This is a genomic window from Spirosoma terrae (assembly GCF_010435915.1).
Taxonomy (GTDB): Bacteria; Bacteroidota; Bacteroidia; order Cytophagales; family Spirosomataceae; genus Spirosoma; species Spirosoma terrae.
Map to the genome: position 1 here is coordinate 156165 of NZ_JAAFZH010000015.1, position 19636 is coordinate 175800.

A 19636-nucleotide genomic window follows, 5' to 3' on the forward strand; every position below is an offset into this window, starting at 1 on the left:
GTCAATTAAAAAGTCAGTTGGAGATTGGCCCCTACGTAGCGAACCGAAGGCGACGTAAGCTGCGTATCGTCGGCTTTGTCAGGATCGGCGTACCGGAATGCTTTAGCCCACATCCAGACGTTCTGACCAGTGATGGAAACGCTGGCCGACCGAGCCCCGATCCGGCTGGCAATAGCGCTTGGCAAGGTGTAGCCAATCGATACTTCGCGCAGTTTTATGAACGTAGCATTCGTTACGCCACGTGTGCCATCGCCGTAGGTACGGGCGTAGGTCTGATACGACACCTTGGTATCGTTGGGCGCAAACTCGCGCGTATCGCTGGTAATCTGACCATAGTTGTCATACGTAACAGCCCCGCCGGTCACTTTTACCCCCTGACCAACGTAATTTTTCAGACCGTTCACGACCTCATCGTAGCGCCATTGATTGTCGCTATCGGGATGCGAGCCGGTATCCCACATTTTGTAGGCGCTGTAATTGTTCAGGTAACCGCCCACACGACCATCGAAGCGGAGACCGATCTGGAAATCCTTATACCGCAATGAATTGGCAAGGCCCAAAATTGCGTCGGGATCGGTATAACCATACAGGTAGTTATAGTTGCTGGCCAGCGGCAATCCATTGGCCTGATGCACCACATTGCCAGAACGGTCGGTCACCCAGGTACGGCCCGTATACGTATCGACCCGTCCACCAACCTGGGTCCATAGGTTATTAGCCGAATAAACCGGGTCCAGCTCCTTGAAATAGCGGTGCTGAAAGGAATAGTTGGCGGTAGCATCCCACTGGAAATTTCCCCGCTTGATCACCGTAGCATCCAAGGTTACTTCCAGACCACGGCGAACGTAGCTTTCTTTCGTATTGATCAGCGTTGAGGTGAAGCCGGAAGCCGACGACACCGTGGCCGAACGCTGAATATTGTAGTTATACTTGTTGAAATAGGCTACATCGAGTTTCAGACGCTTGCCCCAGAAATAAGCCGACGTACCAATTTCCCAGGTCCGGTTTGTTTCTGGATTTACGGTGCTGTTCCGAATGGTAAGCGGATATGCAGCCGAGTTCAGATTGTCCCAGTCAGCAGTGGTGGTTGAGTACGTCTGGTTGGTTGCATACACACCCAGATCCTTTTTTGAGAGCGTCCAGGAACCGCGTAATTTCAGGAAATCGAGCCAATTGGGCATCTTGATAAATTCGCTCATGACGACACTACCTCCCACCGACGGATAGAAGTATGATCGTGAACTTACGGGCATGGTCGAACTCCAGTCGTTACGTCCCGTTACGTCGAGAAACAGGCTGTTAAGATAACCCAACGTCAGTTTACCATATAAGCTATTCACTTGCTTTTTCCCGTACGGTGTGCCATCAGTAATTGTAAAGAGCGATTCCTGCGACGATGGGTTTGGATTTACGATCACGTCTGGCCGCTCGATGGAGTTGTTAAGCGAGTAATAACCTGGAACGACAATCCCACCACGAGTGGCACTGTATAATTCTTTGTTGTTATACGAGAAAATAGTTCCTCCTACCAAGGCATCGATATCCAGCTTACCAACCGTTTTGTTGTAGGTCAGTAAAGCGTCGCCGTTGAAGCTATAGCCATTCCGTTGATCGATGGAATAAAGACCATTGGCTACCCAGCCGCGCGTTGACAGGATATTGGGCGGATTCCGTCTTGTTTCGTTGTTAAAGAACATATCCAGACCCGGACGAACAATAACTTTAGCGCCAGGGAATGGCGTATACGTAGCGGTCAGGTTGGTGTTTACCTTGTTTTGCTCAATCCCGTTCAGTTTTTCATACGCCATCAGATAGGGGTTATCGTACCAGGCTTTGTAATGCCAGTTCTGCTGCTCGTTCGGAATCAGCCAATAATTGTCCTTGTACAGACTCAAATCATATTCGGGTCCCATCCAGACCAGGATATTGTAGATATAGCCCTGCGCCGTATAACCACTACCAAAAATCTGCGGAGCCGTTTTCCGGTTATACCCTGCCTGGCTCGACAAGGTAAACTTATCCCCTACTTTCATCTCGCCCGATATGGAGAAATTCAACGCATTGGCCTGAAGATTAGGATACTGACCTTTATTGTAGATATGGTTCAGCGATACGCGAAAACTACCATTTTCGCCACTTTGCGCCAGGCTAATGTTGTTGTTCGATACCATACCCGGCACCAGAAAATCCCGGAAGTTATTTTTGCCCCGCGAGGTCAGCTCCATATCTTCCATTTGTTTCGAGATCGGATTCCACTGCATAGCCCGTTTTCCAATGTCGAGTTTCTGGCCCCATACGTAATCAGTTGGGTCATAGACACCACCCAGACCAGCACTGTAGGAATGCTGCACTTCGGGCAACATCAGAAAACCAGCGTTGACCATGTTGTTGCTATTCACCGTAACAGTCAGTCCTTTACCATTAGCGCCCCGCTTGGTTGTCACGATAATGGCTCCGCTGCCCCCGCGCGAGCCATACAAAGCCGCTGCCGTTGGCCCTTTCAGTACGTCGATACTTTCGATATCGTCCTGCGGAATATTCCCGATACTCATGTTGCCATAAGGGACCCCATCAATCACCAGTAATGGTGTTTCGCCCCTCAACTCAAGTTTTGGTGCTTCGTTGAACTCGGTACTGTTTCTGACCCAAAGCCCGGCCACACGCCCCGTCAGCGACGTAGCGGCATTGACTCCTTTAACGGTTTGCAACGTATTACCCGATACTTTCTGAACCGCGTAACCCAATGCCCGTTCTTCGCGCTTTACGCCGAGGGCCGTCACGACTACTTCATCGAGTTGCTTCTGGTCATCGGCCATCTTTACGTTGATCTCCGTACGATTGCCAACCGTTTCTTCTTTGTTTATGTAGCCGATGAAGGAGAAAACCAGTACGTCAGAGGCTCCTTTTACGACAACCCGGTATTTCCCCTGCGCATCGGTAGTTGCTCCGCGAGTGGTTCCTTTAATCGTTACGTTTACACCCGGCAAAGGCGTATTTGTTTTGGCGTCATTGACAACTCCAGTTACTGTGATGTCGGCAGTTGTTACGTCTGCTGTGGGTATGCGGACTGGTGCGCTATACGCACAGATAACAGTGGAAAACAGGCAGGCCATGAACAGGCTCAGAGAAACACCCCCGAAACGGGTTATTCCCCAGCCTGTCACACACATACGTAGATGATGCGTCATAAAGCAGAATGGTAAATTTGAGAAAGTAAATATGAGAGTAATACGGCAATGCAACAGAATCAGACTATTCTACTATTCAAGTAAGTAATACTAAGTAGTCTGTAGCATCGGGTCGGAGGTCAGAAAGCCAGCGTGGAGAGTAGAAATCTGATTTTATCATAGGCAAGGTAGCGCTATATACGGTGAAATTAGCGGCTAAAATTAACGCAGTATTAAGCTGTGCTCAATAGTAAACCGACGATTGGAATGCTTTAGGCCACTAGTTTAGGGCAAAAAGATGCCCACAGAGCCAATGCAAACGTTTGCGCAAAATAAAATATATTTTCCAGTATTATATACCTAAAAATAATGATTATTCAGAATTTAATATTGTATACAGAAATTTCACAAACCTTTAAATCAGCAGATGGAGCTGTACTGGAAAGTATGGGCTTTTTGACCGAGATAATCAATTGAAAAAGGGTTCCTATTAATAGAAGAAAATCGCAAAATCGTATTCTTATGACTATATAGCTTTGTTTTTTAAAGCTATAACTGAAAAAAACAGCCTTTCTAGGGACTTATTATACCAATAATAATTCTTTAAGTTTTTCTAGAAAAATATCGCCAAATACGGTACCAAACAAATTTAAAATATAACATTTCCACAAAATCCATAAGAAATACGGTTTGGGTGGCAGAGGACATTAAGAATTTATTGTTACGTCATTCTATATTTGCCAAAAGTTCGTAACAAAACCCGTATCTCAATACAATCCACCTGTATATCATGGCAAAGTCGAAGTTAGAGTACATTTGGCTCGATGGCTACAAGCCCACCCAAAGCTTACGTTCTAAGACAAAAATCGAAAATGATTTCTCGGGCAAACTGGAAGATTGCCCCATGTGGTCATTTGATGGCTCTTCGACCGAACAGGCTCCGGGTGGTTCGTCAGACTGTCTGCTGAAACCCGTTTTCGTTTGTTCAGACCCACAGCGCAAAAACGGCTACCTCGTTATGTGCGAAGTACTGAATGCCGATGGTACTCCCCATGAAACAAACGGTCGCGCAACCATTCAAGATGACGATAACGACTTCTGGTTTGGCTTCGAGCAGGAGTATTTCCTGTGGGACGAATCAATCGACAAACCACTAGGGTTCCCGGCGGAAGGTTTCCCCAAACGCGGACAAGGCCCATACTACTGTTCAGTAGGTGCTAAAAACGCATATGGCCGTTATATCGTTGAAGAACATTTGGATGCTTGCCTGGATGCAGGTCTGAACGTAGAAGGTATCAATGCTGAAGTAGCAACGGGTCAGTGGGAATTCCAGATCTTCGCGAAAGGTGCTAAAGAAGCTGGCGACCAGATCTGGGTTGCTCGTTACATTCTGGAGCGTATCGGTGAAAAATACGGTATCTCAATCAACTGGCACTGTAAGCCACTGGGCGATACCGACTGGAATGGTTCAGGTATGCACGCTAACTTCTCGAACACGACGCTACGTACGGCTGGCAGCAAAGAAGTATACGATAAAATCTGCGAAGGTTTCGGCAAAACGCCTGAAATCATCAAAGCTTGTATCGATGTATACGGAGCTGACAACCAGATGCGTCTGACCGGCAAACACGAAACACAATCGATCGATCAATTCTCGTATGGTGTTTCTGACCGTGGTGCTTCGATCCGTATCCCTATCGCTACGGTAGAACGCGGCTGGAAAGGCTGGCTGGAAGATCGTCGTCCAAACTCGGCGGCTGATCCTTACAAAGTAGCGGCCATCATCATCAAAACGGTGAAAGACGCAGAAGCTGTAGAAGCGTAGGCTGTTAAATAAAATAGATCATGCAAAAGCCGCTCCGAAAATCGGAGCGGCTTTTGCATGACAAGTAAAATCAATTTGAATCCGGCAATCGGGTTAGCGTAAAATAACCGTCCACGACAGGGCCGATGAGCGCTTTGGGTTCTCCAATCTTTGCGAGCCCCGTTGGCTGTACGCTAAACTTCCCGCTGATCACGTCGTTTATATTCCCCACTTTAGTGATCACCAGCGATCCTCCACTGTCGAAACGCCCCTCTGCCGTTGTATAACCAGATTGATAGTGATCATTATTACCTATATCGCTCAGGGCAAAGCCGACCGGATTTTTGTCTCGTTCAACCCATTGATACGTACCGGCATTACCTGTCCAAACGAAATGAATACCAACCTGTGTTGCTGGATCATAACCGCCGATTAGAAATTCGCCTTTGACTTTCCGAACAAACACGTCCTGAATTGTTTTCCAGCTTCCACCGCCAATTCGATAAACGAGTGCATTTTTTGGGGTTAATGTTACGTTCGCTACGAAGATAACTTTGCCTCGCTGCGTGTTGAAAGCGGCCGATACGCCCAGATCAATAGGGTGCGGAATAAAGGCTGGTGATGTATAGCGCGCACTTGCTGAGTTCGCATCCGGATAAATATCGCCGATTTCAGCATTAGTTTCCAGACTGTTAATTTCCCATTTGGCCAACTTACTATAGTTACTATCCAGTGGTCTGCCTTCATAAATGACCCGTACGTTAGGCTGAACAAGCGGAGTAAGATCGTCATCGAGCGAAATGAGGTCAGCAAACTCTTCGTACGAATTAATTTTTGTGTAATGTATCAATCGGAATGTACGCTCCTGCTTTTCAGACAATGAAGCTATGTGTGGAACCATTCTGACCGCCGAGGCAATCGTCCAGTCGCTAAAGTGCGTAGTAGCAACCTTTACCGTTTGCGTAGCTTCATCGACCACTCGTTTTAAGGCCAGATTCCAGACACCTTTTTCGTTCTGATACGCCAGACTCAACGCGCTGGCCAGATTGATAGAATCTTTTTGGGCTGCATACGAGAATTGGATGGTTACGGGTTTGGCAAATTGGATATCGTGAGGAAGCAAACGAACGCTTTTGCCAATACCTCCCGGACAGGTAGACTCCACGGTTTGTATCGAGATTTTTGTTGGCTTATCAACGGCGCCAGCTGGGATACGTAGCGTTAGTGTCCGGTCGAGCGAGGAGAGTTCGCCACCGGCCGACGTAACGGTAAACGATGTTAGTGGGCCGGTAGGATTGCCAACGGGGAACGTTTCGTTGTCATTGTATGGAGGATCGATAATGGGTTCGCCTATATCGGCAGGGTCGTGCTTACAGGCGGTGAATGAGGCAATAATTGCCAGGCCCAGCATTAGATAATGTTTCAGGTTCATCGTATTAATTGCGTTTATTGTTCACCGCAAAAGTAGATGTGACCTTATGAAACTGGCCTACGTGATACGTATCAAAAGCTACGCAAAACGGATTTTGAGACAATGATTTCGGCAGGAAAATCGAGTCGGTAACGTAGCATATTAGCCGTTACGTTGGAATATTCACGAAGCCGTGTATGTTTGGCAAATTTTTCAACCCAAAACCACGTAGACCAGCCAATGAGCAATTTTCGTTTTAAAGCACTTGAGATTGCCCAAAGCCGACAGGCTGTACCTGTAATTGCGCCCACCGAACGAGTTGGTGATTTTTTTGGAAGCAACACGTTCAATAGCGAAGTAATGCGAGCCCTCCTATCGCCGGAGGCTTATCTTAAAGTAACGGAAGCGATTCAAACCAACGGACAAATTGATCGTACCATTGCCGACGAAGTAGCCAGTGCTATGAAGTCATGGGCAACCTCTAAAGGTGCTACGCACTATACGCACTGGTTTCAGCCACTAACGGGCGAAACAGCCGAAAAACACGATGCTTTTTTCGATATTACGATCGATGGAAAAGCCATCGAAAAATTCAAGGGAAGTGCCCTTGTTCAGCAGGAACCAGATGCCTCTTCCTTTCCGAACGGTGGCCTGCGTAATACGTTCGAAGCACGGGGTTATACTGGCTGGGACCCGTCGTCGCCTGCTTTCCTGATGGACAATGGTGCCGGGGGAAAAACGCTCTGTATTCCTTCTGTTTTCATTTCCTATACTGGTGAAGCCCTTGATTATAAAACACCTCTACTCAAATCAATTAATGCGTTAGACAAAGCGGCCACGGCGGTCGGGCAGTATTTTGATCGGAATATTGCTAAGGTTACCCCAACCCTTGGCCCCGAACAGGAATATTTTGTGGTCGACCGGGCTTTGTTCTACGCCCGCCCGGATCTGGTGCTGGCAGGACGTACCGTTTTTGGTCATCAGCCTGCCCGTGGTCAGCAGTTGGACGACCATTATTTCGGCTCGATTCCTCCACGTATCAATGCCTTTATGGTCGATTTTGAGTTCGAAGCCATGAAACTCGGCATGCCGGTTCGGACGCGTCACAACGAAGTAGCACCGGGTCAGTTTGAAGTAGCGCCAACGTTTGAGGAGGTCAATCTGGCCATCGATCATAACGCGCTGCTGATGGACCTGATGGAAAAAATTGCCGAAAAGCATAACCTGAAGGTTCTCTTTCACGAGAAGCCATTCGCGGGCATCAATGGCAGCGGCAAGCATAACAACTGGTCGATGGGCACCAACACGGGAGCCAACCTATTGGCTCCTAGCACAAAACCGAAAGAGACGCTACGTTTCCTGACGTTTTTGGTCAACGTAGTCAAAGCTGTTCATGATAACGCCGATATGCTGCGAGCCAGTATTGCTTCGGCCGGGAACGAACACCGTCTGGGCGCTAACGAAGCCCCTCCAGCTATAATGTCGGTCTTTCTGGGCGAAACCCTGACGCAGGCGCTAACCGATCTGGAAACAAAGTCGGAAGTAACGGTGAACAAGGGCGATAACGTGTATTACAAGCTCGGCATTAATCGCATTCCGAGTCTGATGCGCGATAATACAGATCGGAACCGCACGTCTCCCTTTGCCTTCACCGGCAACAAATTCGAATTCAGGGCCGTTGGTAGTGCTGCCAACTCAGCCTCAACCATGACGGTATTGAACACAATTGTAGCCGATCAGCTCAATAAATTCAAAACAGACCTGGATGAGCGTCTGGTAAAAGGTGAAAAGAAAGAGCTGGCCATTGTCGACATACTGAAGGAATACTACGCGAATTCAAAACGAATTTTATTCGAAGGTAACGGCTATTCCGACGAATGGATCGAAGAAGCAGAGCAGCGGGGTCTGTCTAATATTAAATCATCGCCCGATGCGCTACGTGTGCTGGTACTGCCCGAATCGTTGGCGCTCTTTGAGCGCACGGGCGTCATGAACCATGCCGAAGTAGAATCCCGCTACGAAATAGAACTGGAGAAATACATCAAAACGGTTCAGATCGAATCGCGGGTGATGGGCGATCTGGCTATGAACCACGTTGTTTCAACCGCCCTGAAATACCAGAATAAACTGGCAGAAACCGCTCGTAATCTGGTTGAATTAGGCATGACCGCCGAGGCTGAACCGATTAAAGATATTCTGCGAGAGATTTCAACCCGGGTAATGGTCATTAAAAAAGGAGTTGAAGCGATGATTGAATCGCGCAAAAAAGCCAACAACGTAGCAGACACTACCGAACGGGCACGACTCTACGCTACGGAAGTGAAAGACCACTTCGGCCCTATTCGCTACGAAGTCGATAAACTCGAAGAAGTGGTAGACGACGAAGACTGGCCACTCGTGAAATACCGGGAATTGTTGTTTGTGAAGTAAAACCGCATGGGTGCCTAGCAGGATTACGTCTGAACCAGGATTTTCAGGATTAAAATGATTTCCAGGATTTTGTGTTACAATGGTTCAATTGCTAATCCTAGAAATCAATTTAATCCTGAAAATCCTGGTTCAGACGAAGTTCAGTAAGATGCTAAAATATCCTCCATCATGTAAGCATGGGTACCTAACCACTTAGCGGTACCGTCGAGTTTGGTCAGCTCAATGGTAAGGTCATCCCGGAAATCGCTCAGGCAATATTTGCTGATCGCCTGCTCAATGGTATTGATGATGAACGTAGCGGCTTTCGTCAATACCCCATCTACAATAATCATTTCGGGATTAAACAGACTGATAGCTACGGCCAGTCCTTTTCCGAGCTGGAAACCGGTTTGGTGCAGCACGTCGATCGCATAGGAATCGCCCTGATGCGCTGCATTTATTATTTCGTCGATATCGATCTGGTCGACCCGATCCCGAAAGACAGCCAGTTTCGACACCTGACCTTCCGCAATATCGCGCTGCACCCGACGAACCAGGGCCAAGGCCGACGTAATTGTATTGAGGCAACCAATTTTACCACAATAGCATAATTCGCCTTCGGGGTCGACCTGAATATGGCCTAGTTCACCGGCGAATCCGCTGGTTCCCTGAAAAACTTCACCGTTCACCACGATTCCCAGACCAACGCCCCAGTCGATATTGATAGCCAGCACCTGCTTTTTGCCGCGTGCGCCCCCAAACCGACTCTCTCCCAGCACAGTTGCTTTCGTGTCATTGATCAGATAGACAGGCTTCTTCAGTTGGTCCGAAAACCAGTTCGGCAATGATTCATTTGACTGACTTAGGTTCTTATACGTTAGGTTGAGCCCCTTTCGAGCATTGACCAGACCAGGCATCGATATACCTATCCCCAATATTTTAGTACTATCAATGCCCGAACTGGCCAGCGCGCTTGTGTAGTAACGAACGAGCGTAGTAAGAAACATTGGATTATCTTCCAGTCTTAAATCATAATCGCAGCGATGCACAACGGTACGTAGCGAATCCATAAATATAATTTTGGTATCGTGCGTGCTGATATCGAGAATGGCTACTATCTGCTGCGCTACGTTTAGGCTGAACAGGGCCGGTCGCCGTCCGTTATTTCCAGTTGCCATGCCTGTTCCCATTACCCATCCCTGTCTCACCAGTTCGTCGACCATGTTAGTTACTGACGGAACACTATTATGGAGCAATTTTGCCAGATGGGCCAGGGTGCAGGTACCTTCTGCGTAGAGATGGGCCAGGACTTTACGCTGTTTTTGTCTCTTTTTATAATCAACGACCGACTGCGTACTAGCGGGCTCGTCTTCCAGCGAATCAACTAAAATCATGATTGGTAAAATAACAGTCTGATTGGCCATCAACGGGCCAAATAGAAGGTGGATTTATGGGTAAAAGGCAACTTTTTCAATTACATACTACGAGCAAATAACAGAATTTATAAAACCGGTTGCTATAAATTGCCAGTCAAAATTTTATCAACCCAAAACGTGCCTTTTAATAAATCAAATTATGATCCATCTATCAGAGAACGAATGGTAGATTTTTTTAGAATTCTCAGAATAAGTAGGACAGTACAGGAAAGCACTTATTTCCACGTCCAATATTTTTGACTCAACTAACGAGCGCAACACACACACTTGCCCAACAGCAGTATAACTTTCTGATTATGTCAACTACGACAAAAACGTTTCAACACGTCAGCTATTTGTGGGACGAAGCCAAAGCGGCAGAACTGGCCGGTGATGAAGTAGGGCTATTGATTTATCGATCAAATTTGCTGGGTGCCGATTTACGCCTGACCAACTACGGTGGCGGTAATACGTCCTGCAAAGCCATTGCTAAAGATCCCCTCACGGGCCAGGACACCGAAGTCATGTGGGTCAAAGGATCGGGTGGCGATTTAGGAACGCTCAAACGTAGTGGCCTTGCAGCCTTATACGTCGACCGGCTTCGTAGCTTAAAAAATATTTATCGGGGTCTCGAATTCGAAGATGAAATGGTGGAGTTATTTAACCACTGCATTTTCGATCTAGCCTCGAAAGCTCCGTCTATTGATACTCCTCTCCACGGATTCCTTCCCTTTAAACATATTGACCACCTGCATCCCGATGCAGCCATTGCCATTGCAGCCGCCAAAGACGGCAAACAGATTGTTCAGGACTTGTTCGGCGGAACCATTGGCTGGGTAGGCTGGCAGCGACCAGGCTTCGACCTGGGCTTGCAGATGGAACAATGCCTGAATGAAAACCCAGGCATCCGCGGCATTTTCCTGGGCTCGCACGGTTTGTTTACGTGGGGGAATACGGCCTATGAGAGCTATGTCAACACGCTCGAAGTGATTGAACGCTGCGCCGAATACCTGGAAGAAAATTACGGCAAAAAAGGCCCGATCTTCGGTGGCCCGAAGCTGGAATCGCTGGAAAAAGAAGCTCGGTTGAAACAAGCTGCCGCACTGGCTCCCGTTCTGAGAGGTCTTTGCTCGAACCAGCAACCCATGATTGGTCACTTCACCGACGATGACCGGGTCCTTCAATTTATCAACTCGAATGATCTGGCTCGGCTTGCTCCTATGGGAACCTCCTGCCCTGATCATTTCCTGCGTACTAAAATCAGCCCGCTCGTTTTAGAGTTAGCTCCTGACGAAGACCTGTCTGACGTGAAGGCTACCAAGGAGAAGCTAACGTCGGCATTTGAAGCGTATCGGGCCATGTACGAAGCGTACTACAACACCTGCAAGCACCCGAACAGCCCAGCCATTCGGGATAAAAACCCGGTCGTTATTCTCTATCCGGGTGTGGGCATGTTTAGTTTTGCGAAAGACAAGCAAACGGCACGGGTCGCTGCTGAGTTCTACATCAATGCCATCAACGTAATGCGCGGTGCCGAAGCTATTTCGGAATACACCTCATTGCCACGTCAGGAAGCGTTCAATATTGAATACTGGCTGCTCGAAGAAGCCAAGTTACAGCGTATGCCAAAGCCAAAGCCCTTGTCGGGACGTATTGCGCTGATTACAGGCAGCGCAGGCGGTATTGGCAAAGCCATTGCCAAACGATTCCAGGCCGAAGGTGCCGTTGTTGTCATTAACGATAACGACGCGGATCGTCTGCAAGGAGCCGATGAGGAATTTAAGCAGCAATACGGTCGCGACGCTCATGCATCGGCGCTTCTGGACGTAACGAATGCCGAAACGATTCGGAAAGCATTCGACGTAGCAGCGCTTGCCTTTGGTGGCGTCGACATTGTTGTTAACTGCGCGGGTCTGTCGATCTCGAAACCTATTGAAGAGCATACCGAAAAAGACTGGGATCTGCTCTATGACGTACTCGTAAAAGGTCAGTTCCTGGTAACGCAGCAAGGCGTTGAAGTAATGCGTAAACAGGATATCGGTGGCGATGTCATCAACATTGCCAGCAAAAATGGTCTGGTTTCCGGACCAAACAACGCAGGGTATGGTTCGGCAAAAGCCGCTCAGCTACACTTAAGCCGACTAAACGCGGCCGAACTGGGTAAAGATCATATCCGGGTAAACGTAGTGAATCCAGATGCCGTTATTTCCGATAGCAAAATCTGGGCAGGTGCCTGGGCGGAAGGCCGTGCTAAGGCATACGGCGTTTCGGTGGAAGAGCTACCAGCCTACTACGCGAAACGGACTCTATTGAACGAGATTATTTTGCCAGAAGACATTGCCAACGCCTGCTTTGCGTTTGTCGGTGGACTACTCAGCAAATCGACCGGCAACGTATTGAACGTCGACGGCGGTGTTGCCATGGCCTTTGTTCGATAATATCGGGTTTATGGTTTATCGTATAAGGTTTATGGTTGGCTGACGCATCAAAGATTATCCGGTATCAGCCAACCATAAACCGTACACTATAAACCATAAACTGAAAACCCCTTTCCTATGCAACTCGAATCGTATCAGATTGCTGATCATAATAACGGTCTTAAAGAAAGCCATCAGCGCAAACTGGCTTACTGGACCGATGAAGTAGCGAATGCAGAATCGATCATCTCGAAACTCATCGACTTTCAAATTGCCATTCCGAGCTGGGCTTTAGGAACGGGCGGAACGCGATTCGGTCGGTTTGCGGGCGGTGGTGAACCTCGCTCTCTTGAAGAAAAACTGGAAGATATTGGCTTGCTTCACGCCTTGAACCAGTCGAGCGGAGCTATCTCGCTGCATATTCCCTGGGATATTCCAACCGACCCGGAAGCTATCAAGCAACTGGCAGCTCAATATGGCATTCGGTTCGATGCCATGAACTCCAATACGTTCCAGGACCAGCCCAATCAGCCAATGAGTTACAAATTCGGCTCCCTGCAACATGTCGATCCGGCGGTCCGGCAACAGGCTATCGAGCATAATATCGACGTCATCAAACAGGGCATGGCGCTGGGTTCTGACTCGCTGACGGTCTGGCTATCAGACGGCTCCTGCTTTCCAGGGCAGTTGAATTTCCGCAAGGCATTTGATCGGACGCTGAGCAGTCTTCAGGAAATTTATAAAGCCCTGCCCGACGATTGGAAAATGCTGGTTGAGTACAAAGCGTACGAACCCAATTTCTATTCGACCACCATCGGTGATTGGGGTTCCTCGTTCCTGTATGCAACAAAATTAGGACCGAAAGCCTTTACTTTGGTCGACCTTGGCCACCATCTGCCAAATGCCAATATTGAGCAAATCGTTGCCATCCTGCTGAATGAGCAAAAATTAGGTGGTTTCCACTTCAACGACTCTAAATACGGGGACGATGATTTAACCGTGGGCAGCATCAAGCCGTATCAGCTTTTTCTGATTTTCAATGAATTGGTGGATGGTCTGGACGCGCGTGGCTTAAATCATGCTACCGGTTTAGGGTGGATGATTGACGCATCGCACAACGTAAAAGACCCACTGGAAGACTTATTGCAGTCCGTAGAAGCCATTCAATTGGCTTACGCCCAGGCTTTGCTGGTTGATCGGGTTGCCCTCGAAGAAGCCCGCGAAGCAAACGACGTAGTACGTGCTCAGGAAATTTTACAGGAAGCGTTCCGAACCGATGTTCGTCCGCTAGTTGCCGAAGCTCGTCTACGGGCTGGTGGAGCTCTAAACCCGCTGGCGCTGTTCCGTCAATTAACTATTCGTCAGAAACTGATCGGTGAGCGCGGAAGCAAAACCGTTGCCACTGGACTTTAAAAAAAGTTTTCAGTTTATAGTTTTCAGTAGGCTGGCGCGTCAGCAAGTGTCTGGCGCCAGCCTACTGAAAACTATAAACTGAAAACTGAAAACTGCACTACTCTTCCTATGCCCGCTACGCCTGTTATTGCTGTTTTTGATGTTGGCAAGACAAATAAGAAACTGTTTCTCTTCAATGAGCGCTACGAAATCGTTTGGGAGAAAACGACTCAATTCCCGGAAATAACTGACGACGATGGAGATGCGTGCGAAGATGTTAATCGACTCTCTGCCTGGGTTCAATCGTCGTTGAACGATGTTCAGCACGTAGCCGGGTTCTCCATCAAAGCGGTTAATTTTTCCGGCTATGGCGCCAGCTTTGTTCATCTGGGGGCAGCAGGTCAAGCTGTTGGGCATCTGTACAATTACCTCAAACCTTTTCCCGACAACGTTCGCCGTCAGTTTTACGATACGTATGGAACGGTTAGCGACCTGTCTATGCAGACTGCCTCTCCAGCCTTAGATAGTCTGAATTCAGGACTAATGCTGTATCGGCTTAAATATGACAAGCCGGAGCTTTTTAAACAGATCGACTGCTCGCTCCACTTACCGCAATATTTAAGCTACCTGATTACGGGGCAATGTTTTTCCGACATGACCAGTATCGGTTGTCATACGATGCTGTGGGATTTCCCTAATAACCAATATCACCGATGGGTCACAGACGAACGGATCGACCAGATTCTGGCTCCTATTTTCCCGTCGGATGGTGTGGTCGTCCCTAAAGATGCTGGCCAGACCTATAAAGTCGGAGTTGGTTTACACGATAGTTCGGCAGCGCTGATTCCGTATCTGGCTTCCTTTCAGGAACCGTTTATTCTGATTTCGACCGGTACGTGGTCGATCAGTATGAACCCCTTCAATGTCAGCCCGATAACGCCGGAAGAATTGCAGTACGACTGTCTGTGCTTTTTGCAGTTCAAAGGGAAACCGGTGAAAGCGTCTCGCCTGTTTGCCGGTTATGAACACGAACAGCAGACCAAGCGCCTGGCCGATCATTTCAATACGTCCGCTGACTACTACAAGACGGTTCAATACGAACCGGCAATCATTCAGTCGTTACGTACCAATCGCCCGGACTCCAGCACTAATTTCGACAGTGTGAAAAATCCGCCTATGCAGGAGTCGCTGTTTGGGTACCGCAACCTATCTCATTTTCAGACGTATGAAGAAGCCTATCATCAACTGATGCTGGATCTGGTTGCCCAACAATTAATCTCTACAGATCTGGTGCTGGAGGGCTCGCCCGTCAGTCGTTTGTTTGTGGATGGCGGCTTCAGTAAAAACCCGATTTATATGAATCTGCTGGCTACGGCCTTTCCCCAAACGGAGGTTTATGCCGCTTCGGTAGCTCAGGCATCGGCTTTAGGTGCGGCCTTAGCCATTCATAATCACTGGAATAGCCAACCTATTCCGACCGAAATTATCGAGTTGAAACACTTCGCAAACGACTCAGTAACGATCTGATTTCCGACGTAACGTACCTACTGAATAGCTTTTTGCCAGTCTGTACGTTACGTTGTTTAATACGATTCATTAGCCAGTGGTTCTTTCTGGCAGAGTTGGTTATAGGCCGTTACCATCTCGCCCAGGATTCGCCAGTCGCGCCGATTGGCTGTGGGAAAATTTCGGACAAAAGCCGGGCAATCGCCAAACAATCGGTCGTGCACCGCTTCAAAGTTAGCGCGTTTAGCCAGGAATGACTCTCTGCCGTTCTTCAGAACAATGTAGCTCAGCTCCAGACGGTCTGTTTCGAGAATAAAGTTGCCGAACGTAAATTCCGTTGTTTTCTTCCAGCCCGACGCATCAAAATACAGGGCTACGCTGCCACCAAAGGGTGTAAGCCGCTCCAGCAACATCAGTTTCCCTTTTTGCCTTGGATTCGGAACCCGCTCAAAAACAACCAGCTCCTGCTCGGTAGGTATACTGCCGGTCTTGTACGCAAAATTGGGTATCCGCTGAGCAATCAAGCGTAATTCCTCTGCCTTGACCTTGGTTTTGCTCTTATCGGCATTACGGAAAATCACGTTTGCAGGTGAGCTATTTACTAACGAACCGATACGTAGCTCACCACGAATGGTATCATTTTTTGTCGTTACAACGTAACCATCGGTCCACATCGTAATGGCTCCGAGCGGATTGTATTGCGCTAAACAGATCGTGTTCGCCATCAACAAGAAGAGTACCGCTACTAGTTTCATGAGTGAAATCAATATGTCACTCACAAAACTATGATTGCAGACTGGCTACCCGACGTGTAGCTTGTCTGAATCGTCTATCCGATGTTATGAACTGTTCAAAAGCCCGTTTCAATCTTTTCTGGGTTATAATTTAAAATTCATGCGAGAAACTACCTGTGAGCCAATACGAGCCATAAACAGATAATCACCGGGGGTCGCCAGCCTGAACTGTTCCATAACCTCCGACGTATTGGCATACTGCTTATCGAACACGACCAGTCCCTGGCTGTCCGTAACGTATACATTGATCGATTGAGGACTGGGTATAGACACTTTAAGAGTCGTTTCGCCAGTACTTGGATTAGGATACAAAGCCAAAACGCCTTCGAATTTCAGATTCGTGTCGGTTGAATTGTCGACATCTACCGTAAACGCATCGGTCAGGCAACCGTATTGATCGGTAACAGTATACGTAGTAGTTGTGGTTGGGGCTACGGTAATAGACCGGGTAGACTGGCCCGAACTCCAGGTATAATTTCCCGGCCACGATGCAGCCAGGGTGAAGGTCTGATTGGGAGCCGTCAGATAGTAGCGCTTCTGGTTCACCTTTTTAAACAGCGTAAACTGATCTTTTACTGACCCGTCGGTAGTTAACCATTTCGCATCGAGCCGATTGTCATTTACATCGATGATCATCGAACCTCCTATCTGGTTGTTTGAATAAACCATTGCCGGATGCGGATAGCCTGTTGATTGCCCGCCGAGTTGCCCTCCGCTCCCATTCACTACGTAAATGATGCCCGACTGTTTATTAGCGATGGGACAGGAATTGGGCGATCCGTCGTAGCGCGCATTGCTGGTCGATACGGCATGTTGTTTGCTGTCAAACGTATACGATTGTCCGTAGTGACCTTTCATCAAAAAACTACGTTCATACACGTGACTATGGCCTGATAAGACCAGATCGACCTGATACTGCTCTAAAATAGGCAAAAGCTGTTGCCGGATTAGGGTTAAGTCGCCCGCCGTGTCGGAATCATGCGAGCCTTTCGTGTAGGGCGGATGATGAAAAAAGACAATGACCCAGGGCAATTTATTAGCGGCTAAATCTTTCTGTAACCACTGCGCCTGGCGCCCCGCCGGATCGTATACCCGTGTTCCATCATCGCCTTCTGAATCCAGCGAAACGAAATGAATATTGGCATAATTAAACGAATAGTTCTGTTTCGAACCCGACGGCAATCCGCCTGCTTCGCCCTGCTGAGGCACGGTAATGATTTTGTAATAGTCAATATTGAAGTTTGTATGAACGCCAATGTATTCATGATTCCCCGGTGTTGGCCAGGATGGCAGATGTTTCAGTATGCTGGTATACGTATTGAAAACGTACTGCTGATACTGATCGTCGAAACCCTGATTATAAGCATTGTCACCCAACCAAAGCCAGACATCGGCCGGACGACTGTATTCAACCTGCTGGTATTGCTGCAGGACCATCTGCTGATTGGGCGTACCTGCTCCAAAATCGCCCAGCGCCCATATTCGAACCGGACCAACAGAACCTGTTACGGGCGAAGTCTGAAAATATTGCTCATTAGATACCATCAGATCGCCAGCCGATGAGCCAACGGAATAGTAATACTTAGTGGCTGGCTGAAGTCCCGTCAACGTAACAACATGATCAGTAGTCGACGTAGCATCAGTCACCTGCTGGTTGAGGTTATACAGATTAGTACCGAAACGTACGCGGCTATTAGTCGGTTGGTCGGTCCGCCAGCGGATCGTAATCCCAGATGGAGTAACCGTTTGGAGATAGGGTTGCCGTGTAACGGTCTGGGCATTTGTTGACAATAGAGGCAAACAGAGGAAGCCAAGCAATAAACGTAAAGATGGGTGTCGCATTGGTGAAGTACGGAGGAAGCTAAAAATACAAAACTTTGCGAATCTCCCTCCATCTCACACAAAACCTCTATCCTTGTCAACACACAAACTCAGGTTAGGAGTAGTATTTTTTGACAGTTGGCTGCTTACTCATACGATTAAACCTATGTGTCGTTTTTTTCTGTCTCATGCATCATCTCTCAATTGCCATTGCTGGTTTACTGACGCTTACAAACAGCACCACTCCTTCCGACAATCCGCCTTCTCGCCCAGCGACTAAGGCGATTGTAGCCACCGACCTGAAACTGCCTGCCGGTTTTTCAGCGACCATTGCGGCCGAAGAACTGGGATCGGCCCGTCATATCGCCATCAGTAAAACGGGCGATATTTATGTAAAACTCGCTAAAGTCAAAGATGGTAGCGGTATTTATCGGTTACGTGATACCAACAAGGATGGCGTTATTGACGAACGCATTGGTTTTGGCGATTATCCTGGAACAGGAATCTTGATAAAGAACGGCTATCTGTATACCTCTTCCAATTCGGAAATCTATCGGTACAAACTGAATGATCAGGAAGAAGTTATCAATCCAAAACAGCCCGAAAAACTCGTTTCAGGATTGCGGGTGAAGCCAAGAGATCAGTCGAAATCCATTGCCGTCGACAATCAGAATAACATTTATGTCAACGTAGCATCCGACAATGACGCCTGCCGGGAAGCGGGTACTGGCAAAGGTATGATGCCCTGCCCCCTCCTCGATTCAGCAGCTGGTATCTGGAAATTTAAAGCCGATCAGCAGAATCAGACCTATGCCACTGGTACCCGCTACGCTACCGGTCTGAAAAATGTGGTCGGCCTGGACTGGAATTCAAAAACGAATTCCCTGTTTGTTATGCAGCACGGACGTGGCCAATTCCACGACTTCTACCCACAGTATTATACCCCAAAACAAAGTGCCGAACTGCCCGCCGAAACCATGTTCGAAGTTCATCAGGGCGACGATGCAGGCTGGCCGTACATTTACTACGACCACATTCAAAAGAAGAAAATTCTCGCACCGGAGTATGGTGGCGACGGCAAAAAAACGGGTGGCGAAAAAACTATTAATCCAGTAGCCGCCTTTCCGGCCCATCTTGGCCCAAATGGTCTGCTTTTTTATACAGGAACTCTGTTTCCCGAAAAATACCGGAACGGCGCTTTCATTGCCTTTCACGGACAGTCTGCGGAGCTACACAAAGGCTATATGGTCGCTTTTGTTCCGTTCAAGAATGGGAAGCCATCCGGAAATTGGGAAATTTTCGCCGATAACTTCGCCGGAACGGATCTTGTGAAGCCAACCGGCCCCGTTCAACACCGGCCTTGTGGGCTCGCTCAGGGACCCGATGGTTCGTTGTATGTAACCGATGACCTAAACGGTACGTTGTTTCGTATTTCCTACAAAAACCCGGCACCATCCGCTAAAAAATCATCGGTGAAGAAATAAACGATGAACACAAAAA

General features: G+C 48.1%; 11 protein-coding genes. 6 read left to right on the forward strand and 5 right to left on the reverse strand.

Going from position 1 to position 19636, the window contains the following annotated elements; all coding sequences use genetic code 11:
* Positions 1-5 precede the first annotated feature (5 nt).
* Entirely contained in the window at positions 6-3188 is a 3183-nt protein-coding gene (locus GK108_RS25070; protein WP_163954321.1) for a SusC/RagA family TonB-linked outer membrane protein, read from the reverse strand.
* Between the two features lie 769 nt (positions 3189-3957).
* Here GK108_RS25070 and GK108_RS25075 point away from each other — a divergent pair.
* On the forward strand, positions 3958-4992 hold the full coding sequence (locus tag GK108_RS25075; RefSeq protein WP_163954322.1) for a glutamine synthetase beta-grasp domain-containing protein: 1035 nt from the start codon (positions 3958-3960) through the stop codon (positions 4990-4992).
* Between the two features lie 70 nt (positions 4993-5062).
* Here the strand turns inward: GK108_RS25075 and GK108_RS25080 are convergent, their stop codons facing one another.
* On the reverse strand, positions 5063-6403 hold the full coding sequence (locus GK108_RS25080) for a hypothetical protein (RefSeq protein ID WP_163954323.1): 1341 nt from the start codon (positions 6401-6403) through the stop codon (positions 5063-5065).
* Positions 6404-6622: 219 nt separating this feature from the next.
* On the opposite strand from GK108_RS25080, the gene GK108_RS25085 reads away from it, so the two are divergent.
* Positions 6623-8812, forward strand: a complete 2190-nt coding sequence (locus GK108_RS25085; protein WP_163954324.1) for a glutamine synthetase III family protein — start codon at positions 6623-6625, stop codon at positions 8810-8812.
* 140 nt (positions 8813-8952) lie between these two features.
* On the opposite strand, the gene GK108_RS25090 is transcribed toward GK108_RS25085, so the two are convergent.
* Positions 8953-10185, reverse strand: a complete 1233-nt coding sequence (locus GK108_RS25090) for an ROK family transcriptional regulator (protein ID WP_163954325.1) — start codon at positions 10183-10185, stop codon at positions 8953-8955.
* Between the two features lie 338 nt (positions 10186-10523).
* On the opposite strand from GK108_RS25090, the gene GK108_RS25095 reads away from it, so the two are divergent.
* From GK108_RS25095 to GK108_RS25105, 3 genes are all read left to right on the forward strand, one after another.
* Positions 10524-12644, forward strand: coding sequence for a bifunctional aldolase/short-chain dehydrogenase (locus GK108_RS25095; RefSeq protein ID WP_163954326.1), 2121 nt, complete (start codon positions 10524-10526; stop codon positions 12642-12644).
* A 117-nt stretch (positions 12645-12761) separates the two neighbouring features.
* Positions 12762-14036: a TIM barrel protein gene (locus GK108_RS25100; protein ID WP_163954327.1), complete on the forward strand. Its 1275-nt coding sequence runs from the start codon at positions 12762-12764 to the stop codon at positions 14034-14036.
* A gap of 108 nt (positions 14037-14144) precedes the next feature.
* Positions 14145-15542: an FGGY-family carbohydrate kinase gene (locus GK108_RS25105; RefSeq protein WP_163954328.1), complete on the forward strand. Its 1398-nt coding sequence runs from the start codon at positions 14145-14147 to the stop codon at positions 15540-15542.
* A 56-nt stretch (positions 15543-15598) separates the two neighbouring features.
* Here the strand turns inward: GK108_RS25105 and GK108_RS25110 are convergent, their stop codons facing one another.
* Positions 15599-16276 (reverse strand): hypothetical protein, encoded by a 678-nt coding sequence (locus GK108_RS25110; protein WP_163954329.1) that lies wholly within the window; start codon positions 16274-16276, stop codon positions 15599-15601.
* A gap of 123 nt (positions 16277-16399) precedes the next feature.
* Positions 16400-18157 carry a purple acid phosphatase family protein gene (locus GK108_RS25115; RefSeq protein WP_163954330.1) on the reverse strand — a complete coding sequence of 586 codons (1758 nt, stop codon included), beginning with the start codon at positions 18155-18157 and terminating at the stop codon, positions 16400-16402.
* Between the two features lie 167 nt (positions 18158-18324).
* Between GK108_RS25115 and GK108_RS25120 the strand changes: the two genes are divergently transcribed.
* Positions 18325-19620 carry a PQQ-dependent sugar dehydrogenase gene (locus GK108_RS25120; RefSeq protein WP_163954331.1) on the forward strand — a complete coding sequence of 432 codons (1296 nt, stop codon included), beginning with the start codon at positions 18325-18327 and terminating at the stop codon, positions 19618-19620.
* Positions 19621-19636 lie beyond the last annotated feature (16 nt).